At 44.2% G+C, this 14,162-nt stretch carries 3 protein-coding genes; 1 reads left to right on the top strand and 2 read right to left on the bottom strand.

The features are described 5' to 3' along the window. Nucleotides 1-3: 3 nt before the first annotated feature. A complete protein-coding gene (locus tag EMP01_RS04010; RefSeq protein ID WP_161971215.1) occupies nt 4-10,131 on the bottom strand; it encodes a Tc toxin subunit A-related protein in 10,128 nt (3,375 codons plus the stop codon). Between the two features lie 372 nt (nt 10,132-10,503). Continuing rightward, complete coding sequence (locus tag EMP01_RS04005) at nt 10,504-11,871, bottom strand: peptide-N-glycosidase F-related protein (RefSeq protein ID WP_161971214.1); 1,368 nt, start codon at nt 11,869-11,871, stop codon at nt 10,504-10,506. A gap of 205 nt (nt 11,872-12,076) precedes the next feature. On the opposite strand from EMP01_RS04005, the gene EMP01_RS04000 reads away from it, so the two are divergent. Beyond that, nucleotides 12,077-14,161 carry a TonB-dependent receptor plug domain-containing protein gene (locus tag EMP01_RS04000; RefSeq protein WP_237559464.1) on the top strand — a complete coding sequence of 695 codons (2,085 nt, stop codon included), beginning with the start codon at nt 12,077-12,079 and terminating at the stop codon, nt 14,159-14,161. The last annotated feature ends 1 nt before the right edge of the window (nt 14,162 follow it).

Here is a 14,162-nt window from a genome sequence, read left to right as displayed (position 1 = left end):
GGTTTATGCGTTAAGGAATGGGTACTTTGATTTCAGGTAACTCAGTACAGATTGGATTTCCTGTTCTGTCAGTACGCGGTCATAGACAAGGGCTTCATAGAAGTCACCGTTGTAAGGCACATCTATTTTGGCATCGGTTCCTAAGGCAAAGCCAATATTGTCAGTGTCTCTTAAATAGCCATTGCTGACAGTTGTTGATTGATCCATGCCACCGTTAGTATTGTATGTCTTTATCGTGGCCATACCCAGTGTTTGCTCCAGGCTGGTAATCATTAATTCTGATGCAGTCTGGTGCAGGTCTACCCGCTCAATGGCATTCTGACTGAATAATGTTGAGAATAAAACAGGCAGCACAGCAATGCTCCAGTTATTAGAACCTATACCATATGAACCACGAATAAGCGAGGTACTACCGACCATGAAAATGGTAAATGAATCATATCCGGAAATGATATTAGGGTTGCTTGTATTATAAAGGGCACTGTTGATAAATTCGAGTGCTTTGATCCCGTTTCTGCTCACTAAAGTAGGGGTATTGACACCGCTATATGGAATCATATTGATGTTTTGGTCACTCTTGTCTTTTAGCATAGTTACTTTCTGATCGGTAACGACCGTGTTTAGTGCATCATCTGCTTTCCACCAGGCAACTTGATTTGCTGTAGGAATATCAATTTGCGCTACATCGTCCTCTTCAGTATCCGGTCCTGGTGAGGCAATGGTGTAATCCAGTACTACATACAGATCGTCCAGTAAGTCAGCTGCATTAACAGGATTGCCATCACTGTCTGTTACAGCAATCTGCAATAGTTTGGCATTGTTCGCGAAGACAATCGGGTTTGCACCCAAACCAAATGTATTGGTGTATTTATTGTCGCTATCGAATGTTTTGCTTACCGTTTTATAACCGTTTGCTGAGGTGTAGGTAATGCCTACAGTATAGTCATCCGTTAGATTGGACTTGCCGTTCATACTCATCCTGATCTGTTTTACCGTAATGGTTTTACCCTTGGTAAAGAACGGGAAGTTGTCTTGTGTCATACTCATCTGCAAACGGGCATAGCTGTTGTGTTCAAAGTTTTTGGCATAGGCAAACCAGTTATTGCTGAACTCGTGACGGGCACTGAAATAGCGGTGTAACATGATGTCTGATGAAATAGCCGCAAGTGTTGTACTGATATTTTCCTCTGCTTTGGTTTTCAAGGTTTCACCACCGGAACGGGCTGTGTACTTGATATGCAGGATGATATCATTAATGGTATCGTAGTCGAACTGACGATAAGTATCCGGGAAGGTAATGCTCCATTCCGAAATAGCACCGGTTCCTTCAAACGGCAGGTAACGCTCATCTCTGAAGTTCAGTTCAAATACACCACTGTCATTTTGCGCACTGCTGGTCGCTACTACACTATTAGATGTAGTGGATACATATTTATCCGAATCGGTATAGTTGCCTGCGGTACTGGCAGACTTGCGGTATTTGCTATTCACTTGTCGCAATTCACAGCTGATGGTCGTGTATGGACCAGCTACACAAGGCACAGAAATGCTTACCGATTTAATGCGGCGCATATAATGGCCCGGGTAATCCAGGTCGAACAATACCTCTGGAATATCAATGGTGCAGTTGCCAGACTGGCGCAGTTGTATAATGGATGCAGGGCTGAACATCGCCATGGATACATGTTTGGTCAGTTCCAGTTCGCGTTCGTTAGACTCCATATACGCCAGTTCCATTTTACGCAGGTCCATCTGTAATTTCTCTCCGCTCAGTAAACCTTTTTTCAGACTATCCCAGTAACCATACTTGATGAAACCTCCGGTTGGGTATTTACCTGCCGGTAATTCGCTCTGGAAGCATACATCAGCCTGTTTAGCCAGGTCATAAGCCATCTGATAGCTCTGGAAGTAGGTCGTAGCTAATTGTGCAATCATCCAGCTGTACAGATCAACATTGGTAAACTTGCTGCGCATGTAGTTGTCTACAGCGATGTTGTGATCCATCTGCAACTCATGGTTGCGCAGTTCTTTATTCGCGATATCCAGTCGGATTTCTGATGCAAGTATTTGTTGATCCAGTTGCTGCAGTTCTTTCGCTGCTGTTGCAGCCTGCATTTGCCAGTCATCTCTCCTGCGCTCATAACCACCGGTTGTGGCAGCCATAGAGCCTTTACTGTTATCCACTGCTACTTTTATACCAATTGCGGTACTTGCTGCCTGCATAACGTTAGAAAGGTGAAGGCCTCCATAACTTGTACCTGCACCTGGTATTTGCAGATGGAAGGTTGGTACACCAGCGACAGCACCAGCAACAGTTTGCAAAATGCCTTGTACGATCTGGTAAGTCATCGCAGACTGCATTTTGTCCAGATGTTTCTGTTCATTGGCATTCATAAACGGTCTGGAGCTGTAGAAGTCGTAGCGGATCTGCGTATTGCTCTTCGCCAGGCGCAGGTTTTCCAGGTTGCTGGTCGCTTCTGCGATCTGTTGCGTCTTGATCTCTTTTACTTTTTCCAGCAGGTCGTATTCCTGGCCGGAGCGTAATAACGACAAGGCTTCTGCATCTTTCTTCTCCAGGGCACTCAGCATAGAACCTCCCAGTGATTTTACATCACCCAGCAGCTCATTGGTTTTTTGTACCATATAGCTGAAACGGTAGAATGGTCTGCCTTTTCCGTATATATCATTCAGCAGGCTTTCTGTACTCAGACCCATAGCTTTGGCGCGCACCATTAATGCCGGATCGATCGGTGGCTCATAAAGGGCCAGCTGGCGTGTAACACCGTCAATGTTCATACAGTTGCGGATCTTAAATAAGCGATCGGCCAGAGTATCCCAGTAAGACAACAGCTTGTCATTTTTCGGCAGACAGAAGTAGAAGGTTTCTACTGCAATACTGCCCTCCTCTTTGCGCTCTTCACCTTTCTCTGCATCGGTCTGGTAGATGTTTACACCCGGAGCTTGGTTAGGTGCCAGGAATGATTCGATAGCAACCATCGCATTGGATAATGCATCCAGTCCTTCATCAGCTAGCTCTTCGAAAGTGAGATCGGTACGTTTAACTCTTGCAGGAATTTGTCTCGGACGTTCACCCAGCAGGTTGGCTGCTAAAATGTATAGTTGTGTAGCCTCGTTGATGGATTCGATGGTATCTCTTTTGAAGAGATTATCTGCCCAGGCAATAAGGTTATCCAGGTATTTCATCAGCACATTTTTCATGTATGCCAGTATACGCATACGGGCGATCAGGTGTGGATTGAACGGGTCTTTCTCCCATTTTTTTACCTGTGCCACTGCATCCGGGTTATTGTTATGGATGCTGATCAGCAGATCATTTATCGTCTGGATCGGTGTGCCGGCAATCTCATAGAACTTCTGGAATTTCCAGTAGCGCTGCACGCCATTTCCGGTGGTACTGGTCGGGTTGAAGATATAATGATACCATTTCTGTGCTTCAGCAAACTGTTGGTTATTGCTCAGTTGTTGTGCAATCAGCATCGGTGCATGGAAGAACAGTTCCCAGTTATACATGCTGAACGGATCGGAGAAATCGAACTGCATATTATTCTTCGGATACGGACTCGTTACCTTAGCCGTTGGCGCATATTTTGAAACGAAGTTCATCGTATCTGACTGGCTTTGGTTGGCCAGGGTCAACAGATTATTAATACCACCTCTATTCAGTGCTGCCGTAAGTTTCGGAGCCTGAGCATGATAGAAGGTCTGGAATTTATAACCCTTTTCTGCTGTCTTGCTTTGACCCAGTACTGGTGTATTGCTGATCGCACCAGACTTGGTTGCCGTAGCAGAGAAATTCGCAGCAGAGAAGCGCGTTACGTTATCCAGAGAAATGTACTTGCCCGCATTGATCAGTTTCGGATCGAAGTAGGCGGTGAGTGTACCGGATGTATCTTCAACCAGGAAGGTATTGTTTTCATCTTCATAGAAGAAGCGTTTATTTACCGGGTCAAACATCGTATCTGTCGTCGTAGCGGCACAAGCCGTTAAACGGAACGGTGTTGGCGACTGTTTCAGGATCTGTACCGGAGAACCGTATACTTTTACAGATGCCTGGTTAGGGTAATAAGTCAGGTACGAATACGTAAAGTAGCCGGAGTTATTATGACTATATGCAGCATCTTTCTTGAATCCTGCACCTTGTGCCTTGTCCTGTACAAATTTCATATTATTGAAACGCGTACCGCTTGGAGCCAGCATGCTGTGTCCGCGATCGCTGTCTCTTAATACAAACGGGTCACGGCTGTTATCTCCTTTCCACAGGAAAGTATGCAGGCCAGTTCCTACCTCATTCAATCCTGGTGCGAACAACAGGTTGAACGCTATACCATCTTCTGTATCCTGTGTCAGATCGAACGGTGTGAACAGGAAGATTCTTTTACGGAAGAATTCTTCAATCGTAATGGAACCATTATTGGTCAGTTTGTAAATAATATCAGCAGCCTGTGCATTATCTGTAATACTCGACTTTGCATTGCCGTTGATCTGGATTTTCGCGAGATCGATGTCCATAATATCCTTGCTCAGGTCGTGGCTTAACCATTTGCCGTCCTGGAATTGGCTCCAGTTAAGGGTAATGTTCCAGATGCTGTAACGGTCGTTGTCCGTATCATTCATGATTGCAGTGCCTGCATTGGCATAAGGATTGGTCATTAACTCTGTCCAGTTATTTCCGGTGTAAGCAAATTCTCTGGCTTTTTTAGGATCGGCGAATCGTTCTGCTTTGCTGTCCATGCTTGGTTTGCCATTACCCACAGTTTCCCCAGTAGTCGTATTGGTACTGCTGCTGGTACTTGGTTTTTTCTTCTGGAAAGTCAGCCAGAACAGGTACATCTTATTGTTCCACATTACGGGTACCACATGCTGGCTCTTGATATCAACAGATACTCGCTGCCATTCAGACCATTCATTATCCTCACGGTTACGGTAATAGTAACGTTGCGGATCGCTGTCCGTGCGGCCGAATACGTGCAGGATATCTTTTCCGTAACTGGTCTGGTGGTAAGCGGAAACCGGCTCCAGTCGGGCGATTTCATTCAACCCGTCCAGGTAAGTACGGAATCCTTCTTCTACACGCGCATCCGTTACCTCATCCTGTAACAGGTGTGATTCCAGTTCTTTGAATAAACCGGTTTTCTTATCGCGCAGTTCCGGTTCGATCCAGTTCTCCGGATACATGAAGATCTTACGGTTTGCTTCCCAGATGCGATACCATTTTCTCCAGGACTGCCATTGGCTTATATTATCTTCCGTAAGGTTGATAGGCTCAATAGTACTGCTTGTAATGAGACCGGTATTCGGATCGCGTATAATTTTATAATACTGCTCCAGGTTCAGGATTGCACGATCCATGAATAATTGCAGGCTGCTGATACCCAGTTTCAGACGCGAAGTCTTCATGCAGGATTCCATTTCCACATCAATCAGAAGATATGTAAACAAGTCGTTTTCATTCTTCAGTTTCATTGTACTGTCTTTCAAGATAATCTCCGGATTTACCAGCAGATAAGCTACCAGCGCGTCGCGCTGACTTCTTCTTAATACATCCTGCAATGGTTTTACGACGCTATACCATTCTGTAATTTCATATTTGGCTTTCGCAGCTTTACGCACCGCAACGGATTGTTCCGTAATGATCTGTGGTAATAAGCTTGCATGTAACGCTCTTGCAGAAAGACCTGTTTTTTTGATGGCGCGCATGATCTTATCGACCTGCAGGAGTAGACTGGCTTTGCGGTAATCATGGGTATTGGCTACTGCCGGAGAGAAGGTATATTTCAGCACACCTTTGTTGGTGATACCTTCGCCCAGTAAGTATACCAGGTCATCGGCACTCCACAGCATGGTGTTGACCAGTGTCTGTAACAGCTGGCTATTGTCCACACCGGTGGTAATCTCCTTCAGGATGCCGATCAGCTGTGTGTCGGTCAGACGCAAGGTATCTCTCAGCTCAATCCAGTTATTGAGATTGGTAAATCCATCAACAAGATCTTGTCCTGTCTGGAACGTGGCTACCGGAAGATCATTGATATTGAATACTCCCAATGGTGCATGGGCCTGCTGTAACAGGATAGACAACTTAGAGCCTAACAGCAGTTTTGAAGTGATCAATGCTGCCTTGGAACATAAGTGATACGTTCTGTACAGTTCATCAAAAGTGATGAGCCCGGAAATAAAGTCTGTGGCTGTGATGGCTATTGTACTGTTGATAAATTCATCAGATACCAGTATCTCCAGCAATGTTTTTGTACTGGTCAGTGGTACAATCAAACCGGATAACAATGCTTTGGTATAATCCAGGTCTGTGGCAAATGCAGCGGTAAATTTCTGAATCGTTAGTTTTTCCAGACGATCTTTCATGGCCAGTACCTCATCTGTGTTGCCGGTAAGTTTGCCATCGCCCAGCACCTGTTTCAGCTCTGTTCTCAACTGCTCGTAGAATGCTTGTATGCCGGCATCATCTACGATAAATTTATTGCCACTGTCGCGGTGCTGCAGGAGGAATTGCAGTTCGTCTGTTTTCAGGACACATTTATCGGCAAATGCTTTTGCTTCGCGGAATCTGCGGAACGATGCAATGGCAGCTGCAGGAGTAGTATCATCAAACGACAGGTTGAAGGTTAGCTGCAGGTTGTAGTATAATTCCTTCAGGGATTCATAACCCGTTAAGCGATACAATAACACTTGCTGCTGTATACGGCTGAGCAATTCCAGCGTGGTGTTCACATTCAGATTGCTGCCGATCGCCATTGTAATATCCTCTTCGGTGGTATTAAATGCGGCAATAATCGTACCCAGGTTATCCTGGATCGTTCCTGAGATCGCACCGTGATCTTCAAAGTTCGGATCTGTAGGATTCGTAACCCCTTTATTACGGAATAAACGATCATATGCAGACGGATATTCCGGTTGCGTCTCATTATCCATATTCATATATCGCACTGTATCAATACCACTCCATAAAGCACAGAGGTATTCCGGAGCCAGGGAGTATTGTTCAGACCATTGTTTGGTCAGTGCGACATAGATAAGTTCAGCGGCTGCGATATCTTCTGCATCCAGGCTGCGCAAAACTGTGTCTAGCTGATAAACGGTCCATTTTGTAGCATTCATCAGGCGTACAAATCGGTGTAGCTTGTCGAAGAAAGCTACCTTCTTGTCTTTAATTTGTGTTGTATTATCACCAGGAGTAACATTAAACACCAGCATCAGTTCTTCGATCTTACAAGTACCTGCTTTTGACGGATCCGGATCTTTTGCTGTAATGGCAAATGCACGACCATCAATGGCTGGTACAACAGGGTTCAGGAAGTCGGTAGTGAGCATTTCCAGGAAGGTCTTGTATTCCACCTGGATATTGTGCAGCAGGGTTTCAAGGTCTGTACGCAAGGTATCATACCAGGTATTTTCGGCAGCAAATCCGTAGTATTTCCAGATATCATTCGAAACGTTTTTAGTAATGATATCGGCAACCTGACTGTTGATTTCCAGTACCTCTGCAGCAGCAGTATAGGCATTCACCTCTGTATTATTCCATGCAGTATCGAACGTAGTAGACTTGAACAATTGCATCAGGTCTTTACGGGCATGGCCAAGGTGCTTCAGAAACACACGGCTCTCATCTGTGGCCAGGTTGAACGGTAAGGTATTTGGGAAGATAGCCTTGTTCAGACGATCATCATATACTTTTACGTAGTTGTGGTATGCGGTCGGTATTTTATGTGTTTTGCCATTAATGGTTTCCAGTACATTATAGGTGTGTTCCGGATAAGCAGCCAGCTCCTCAGCGGTAGCCGTTGTCTGGAAAGAATCGGGAACAAACATGTTTTGATCCTGTCCATTTTGTTTAGAAATGTCTTTCAGGATCTGCAGTTCCAGGAGCTCATTCACCAGGTCGATGTAGGGCATGAGCGTATTGGCATTCTTACAGCTCAGATCGATGTGTTTCAGATCCGGTCTGCGACGCACCAGTTCTTCTCCGGCATTGCTCATTACTTTGGTCTTAATGAAGTTGAAGACATCGGTAAAATAAGCTGATGGACTGTACATAGAAGAGCAGTCGGAGCAGGCACAGAAGTCCATGTCGCCAAATAATGACTCCAGATCAGGATAACTGTATTCAGAGCCAGGTTGCGCCTCGTTGGTCCACATAGAGGCTTCCCAATTGGTAGTTACTCTTTCTGCAAAGTTGCCCGGCAGCAGCTGTACATAAGATTGTTTGATATGGGCATCAACCAGTTTTGCTTTATCATAGATTTCTTTGGCTATGCCAGCATATTGTTCCGGTTGTTCACCCGAGAGCTTAGTCACAAAGGAATCTTTTCCCTCTGCCACAATTGCATTGGAAGAACGGAAACCCGCAGTGATCAGTTTCTGTAATACATCAGGTTTACCAGAGGCCAGTCGGCTCATATTTTGTAATCCCTGTAGTTCTTTACGGGTATCTGCATCTACCTCCGGTGCTACATCCCAGATGCGGCTGATTCTGAAATCAAATTCAGGATTAGCATTCAGGAAAGCCTTAATCTCGGTGGCTTTCTCAAACTTTGCGATGAAAGCGGTATCGGTAGTCAGCATATCTTTAATGCGGCTTACCGTGTATAATTCGGAAACGATACTGTAGATTTTTTCACTGTAGGCTTGCTTCACCTCAATATTGGTATAGTCTTCCTGAGATACACCATTACGGATACCATCAGGTACACAGAGCTTCAGATTGGTATTACATACGTAGTTGATTTCCTCAAGCCAGGCGCCAGGAGTTTGTTTCAGGTATTCGCTTACATCAGCGGGCAGATCTTTTCCCATAATGTCCTTGATCATCTCGGGTTGCATACCTACTACAGCCATTACCTGCAGGCCATCCTGGAATCGTTTGGCATTGGTTGTGCCAATACTACTATTGGCAGCAACAGCAGTCCAGAATGCGGGCATGTCCTCCGAATCATTGTTCAGGTACATTTTCAGGAATGCTGCTACCACATCAGCATCATTCACCATGGCCAGTAACAGGGTTCTCAGGCTTACACCTTCAGAGGTAAGCTCTTCTGTAGCCATATTCACGCGGGCCAGGTCAATTTTCTCTAACAGTGTGCTTGTCGAAGTTTCATTGTTGATGACCCATTGATCTTTCGCTTCCTGAACAATAGCCAAAATGCTTTCAGCGTTCAGTGTAGCGATAGCTTCCATTGTTGGGTATCCTTTACGGATCAATGCATACATCAGTTCTGCATTAAGACTATAACTACTGGTCAGTTTGGCTGCTGCAATTCGGTTGCCCACATTTACCGGGTCTATACCAGTTGTGGCTTTCAGCAGGTTTATTTCAGGTTGTTCGCCTTCTGTAACGAAGCCATTGAAGACTGCTTCACCAAATCCAGAAACTTCTACGATTACCTGTGTTGTGTAATCGTACTCTCTGTAGAAATCACTATACTGACTTGGTGTATCCATTGTCACCGTTACAAACTGCTCCTGTACATCCAGGTCGATCCATGAAGACAGTGCAACCGGACCGGTAATCTCATTGCGCTCCAGTGCAATCTGCAGTTTAGGGATTGCATTGAACTCTTTGGCAGTTGTGCTTTCATACAACAGTCGATACGGAATTTTGAACTCGAAATTGCCAAACGAATCGATCTGTGTACCTGCAATGGCAATACTTTCACGGAACAGAGCTTTCTGCAATACCAGTTGCCAGTTATTGGTATCCAGTGGTACGGCAGCAACACCTGCAGTACCCAGTAATACAGAGCCGCGGATCACAAAATAATCGGCATGTTCTTTGCCCATCACATCATCCGGTACGGCTGTATCATATTCTGTTGCTGTAATTTCGATTTCCAGGTCTTCTTTGATGCCTTCCAGAGAAAATTGCTTGATCAATGTTTCATTGTTGTAGACATAGATAACCATGTTGTCTGAGGCCGTGCTATCTGTGTTGGCCAGCAGCGTAAAGTTGCCGTCTGCGGCTACACGGGCAGATCCCAGCCACAGCTGGTGTTCAGGTGTGGTACTGATGTAGGCTTGTAATAACAGGCCGGATGGATTTTGACTGGCCGGTTTTCCACCGGTAATGGTCACTTTACCGGTTAGTTTTTGATAAGTTGTCATAAATAATAGGGTTTTAAAAAATATGGGGTTTATAAGGCAATACAATGTCATACCCCAGTAGGGTGTGGCATCTTATTCTCGCTAGTGCCGAATGAAGAATGCAGGTTTGGGGTATGCTTGTATGATTATACTATTGGGTGCCGGAGCAAGCGTTTTTATGCCGGTTTTAAGATGGGCATTTCATACCGGGGAATATATAAAATCATAGGTGTGGTTTTTGAGGTTGATAGGGTTTTCTGGTTTGTTAGAGCAAAGAAACAACGTGTCTCCGTCAAGCTGTGACGCAGCAAATAATAAATTGCTCAATAGGGTTAAAAACAAGCAGGGAAGCCCTTTTGGAGCTTCCCTGCGGAACGAAAATGTTATTATGTTCTATTTGATAACCTGTAATTTTTCAATTACAGTTCCTTCTTTGGTTTCGATATGGATCAGGTATAAACCGGAAGCATAATCTGTAGTAACAAAGCTGAATTTCGGTTGATTAACCTGAGTCTGTGTCAGGACATTTCTGCCCAGCGCATCATATACGCGTATACCTTTTATAGACAGGTTACCCTTTTGCTCTACGATTACGGCACCTTGTGCAGGATTAGGATATACACTGAAAGAAGACTTCGTAATCTGCGCATCCTTGGTCGATAGCATGCCAGAAGTTTTGCCCTGGAAGTATAAGGATAACGGGAAGTTTCCTTGTCCGCCGGCAAAGGTAGCCGCCGGTACAGTGATCATAAATTTATGCGTACCTGCAGTTACTGGACCCAGGTTCAATACCCGAATGTCGATTTTATCTCCAGGACACCAGTTACTGAACGACTGCCAGGTTGCATCCGATTTAGGGCTGCTGCCATAGATGCCATTACCCTGAGTGTTGTATTGTCTGAACGGCTCACAGGAGGTACGTCCCGGCTTGTACGTATGAATCAGGCTGCCGTCATAATATACATAGTGGTTGCGTCGGATATATTCTTCTCCTCCGGAGTTTGCACCATGATTAGAAGTAATCAGGAAGAAAGAGGCATCAGTCAGGTTCTGCGGCACATCAAACGTAAATGTTCTGGTTGTTTTACCCACAGTATCTGTAGCATTTGCATTATAATTATTGAATGATTCTTTAAATGCAATAGGAATAAGCACATTATTGTTCTGTGATCCGGTAGGGCCGCTGGTCACGAAATCCAGAGATCCGTAGAATACATCGTTTCTGCCGGCACAGCCTGCCACCTGGGTATTAGCTGCATAAGGCACACCAAATAGCTCCAGTTCTACCCATATATCATATTCCGCATTCAGTGCAGCATCACGCAAAAGGTATGCTACATTGTCCATTGTATAAGTATAGGGTACCTGCTTTGGAGATACATTTTTATTCATGAATGGAGTAATATAACGGCCTATCTCAATTCTGGACACGCTATCCGGACTGTATGTAGTATCACCTTTAGGTACAAATGCGATGTTTACATTACCTATACGGTCATAGTTATCGCAGGCAGCCTTAATCGTTATATTCATGGTAAGGGTATTACCGATAGATTGTAATTCCTGCGTGCTGAGCTTGCGTGCATACAGGTCGTTACGGTGGCGTATAACACCGGGAGGAGGCAATGGAGTATCTACTCTGTTGGCATAACCGTCAAAATACAGTACAGTATCAAATACCTTTATAGTTGTAGTCTGTGCGGATGCAGAAAAATGAAGGCTGCAGAAGAGCAGGCCCAGGAAAAGTAAAAATTTCTTCATGTACTAAATGTTTCCGCTAATATAAGGCTAATTTGATCTTTTTCTGAATTCTGTTACATTTAAAATATTTTTTATGTATATAGTATTGTCAGATAACCGTAAAAAATCCCGATTTTATAACAAGAGTTCCTGATTTGACAACTTCAATGCCGTTATTGTTAATAGTTTTGCAAAAAATCTTGTAATTGTGCGAAAAGTTATGTTTTTGAAAGGCCGTTCCCGTACCTGTGTACACTTAACTATATTGTGTATAGGTTTAGCTGTGAATGGACTCTCGCAAACGGCAAATGCACAAAAGCAATCCGACTCTACCCGACATAACCTGGATGAGGTGGTGGTTACCGCACAGTACCAGCCGCAGAGCCTGCGCAGATCGGTATATAAGATGCAGGTCATTGATCAGAAAAAGATTGAGGCCCGTGCAGCAACTAATGTACAGCAGATCCTGAGTGGCGAGCTGGGCATTCGTTTTAATAATGATATGGCATTAGGCACTGCCGACATTTCTCTAATGGGGATGAGCGGCCGTAATATCAAGATCCTGATGGACGGCGTGCCGGTGCTGGACCGCGGCGATATCCGCGAGAGCCTGAACCAGATCAATGCGGCTCAGATCGAACGTATTGAAATTATAGAAGGGCCAATGTCTACCATGTATGGTTCCGATGCCCTGGCGGGAGTTATTAATATCATTACTAAAAAATCTAAAGAAAAAACACTGCAGTTACAGGCTCAAGTGGCTGAAGAAACTGTAGGTAAAGAGTATAGCTTTGGGACCAATAAAGGCTTGCACACACAGCAATTGGGTGCCAGCTGGGATAATAAAGGCTGGAATGCGCAGGTAGGTATATTACACTACGATTTTGGCGGTTTTGGTGCAGACAGCATAGGTCGTGGACAGAGCTGGAAGCCAAAGGAACAGTGGCTGCCATCTGTAAAGCTGGGATATCATGCCAATAAATGGGATCTTTTCTATCGCAATGATTATTTGCTGGAGCAGATCCTCACCAAATTACCTGTTAACCTGAATACATATAGGGCACAAAACAAAACATTTACCACCAGCAGAATGGCGCAGCAGGCACAGTTCAATTATCGCTGGAATCCAAATCTGGTTCTGAATAGTAGCTTTGCCTATACCGACTATGCCCGTTTTACAAGAACAGAATTAATCGATTACCGTAGCAGAACCATAAGTTTGACTAATGGTGATGGAGATCAGGATACCGCAAAGTTCAATTCTATTAACTTCCGTGCCTCTGCGGTGTATAATGTTCATGATAAGCTGAGTATACAGCCGGGTATTGAATACAGCTGGGATAAGGCTAGTGGAGAGCGTATTAAAGGTATGCCTGAAATAAGTAACTATGCAGGCTTTGTATCGGCAGAATATAAACCTACGGATCGGATTAATATTCGTCCCGGAGTCCGTTTCAATAAGAACTCTAAATATGATGCACCGCCGGCTCTACCTTCATTAAATACTTTATTCCGCTTCAATAATAACTTATCCGTAAGACTGTCTTATGCAAGAGGCTTTCGTGCACCATCGCTTACAGAATTGTATCTCAACTTCCAGGATGCTAACCACGATATTGAAGGCAATCCGGAACTTAAAGCAGAAAACTCTAACAGCTTTAACGGATCTCTAACTTATCGCAAACCGGTAAATGATAAAAGTGTCTATTCTACAGAAATCGGATATTTCTACAACGTATTTGATAACCAGATTGTACTGGCGCTGGCAGAGAACAGTACTACTAAATATACTTATGTAAATATTGCGAACAATAAAACAACCGGAATATCCTTTACAAACAAGTATACCACACAAAATATTGAATGGAAGTTGGGCGGCTTACTGTTGGGCTTACGTAATGATCTGGAGGCATCTTCAAAACTTGAAACAAAGTATGGTGCGCTTAACTGGAGCCCAGAAGCAAACGTGGAGGTGATGTATCACATTCAAAAGACCAAAACCAGGATCAATCTGTTTTATAAATACACCGCAAAACGTACCAATTATGGTAGCCAAAAGAATGATCATGGAGAACAGGAAATATACCTGACCTACACACAGGGCTACCATTTGGCCGATGTGAATGTACAGCAAAGAATTAGCTCTATGCTAAGTGTTACCGGCGGCGTAAGAAATATATTTAATGTAAGCCAGTTACAAAGTACAGCTACTTCTGGGTCTGTACACGGTGGTGGCGGGAATATTGCGTTTAGTTACGGTCGTTCTTACTTCGTTTCTCTGAACGTAAATTTTAATAACAAATTAAAATAGT

It is taken from the genome of Edaphocola flava (assembly GCF_004118155.1).
Taxonomy (GTDB): Bacteria; Bacteroidota; Bacteroidia; order Chitinophagales; family Chitinophagaceae; genus Edaphocola; species Edaphocola flava.
Note: the sequence above shows the minus strand (reverse complement) of the source record. Positions and strands in the feature narration are given on the sequence as shown.